This window comes from Streptomyces sp. DH12 (assembly GCF_020873895.1).
GTDB lineage: Bacteria > Actinomycetota > Actinomycetes > Streptomycetales > Streptomycetaceae > Streptomyces.
Genome location: NZ_JAHWGT010000359.1, coordinates 1 through 664 on the forward strand (window position 1 = coordinate 1; position 664 = coordinate 664).

1 protein-coding gene is annotated in these 664 nt (G+C 74.8%); it reads left to right on the forward strand.

Annotated features, from left to right (window positions below):
• Nucleotides 1–119 precede the first annotated feature (119 nt).
• Nucleotides 120–664, forward strand: a 545-nt coding sequence (locus LPA54_RS34545) for an SDR family NAD(P)-dependent oxidoreductase (RefSeq protein WP_228984591.1), incomplete at its 3' end; no start/stop codon positions are given.

Genomic DNA, 664 nt, shown 5'->3' on the forward strand with positions numbered 1-664 from the left:
CAACCCGAGCCAGGCAGTCGCCGTGGCCTCGGCCTGGCTCGGCTGACAACTCCGCCACCCACCCCGACCGGCACGGGGCACGGCCGTCGGGCAGACACGCAGATGAGGAGGTCCTGACAATGGACGGAAAGGTCGCACTCGTCACCGGGGCGGCGGGCGGCATCGGCGAGGCGGTGGCCCGCGCCCTCGGCGCACGCGGCGCGGTGGTGGGAGCCGTGGACCGCGACGCCGACCGGCTGCGGCAGGTGGTGGACAAGCTGCGCGCGGACGGCCTGGAGGCGCAGGCCCTGCCCGCCGACGTCACCAGCGCCGCCGACGTCGACGCCGTGGTCCGCGCGGCCGAGGAGCGCCTCGGCCCGCTGGAGTACCTGGTCAACGGGGCCGGCGTGCTGCGTCTGGGCACCGTGCGCAACCTCACCGACGAGGACTGGACGACGACGTTCGCCGTCAACGCCACCGGCGTCTTCCTGATGTCGCGGGCCGTCGTCAACCGCATGCTGCCGCGTCGGCGCGGCGCGATCGTCACCGTCGCGTCCAACGCCGCCGCCACCCCGCGGGTGCAGATGGCCGCCTACGCCGCGTCCAAGGCGGCGGCGACCATGTTCACCAAGAGCCTGGGCCTGGAGGTCGCCCGGGACGGCATCCGCTGCAACGTGGTGGCGCC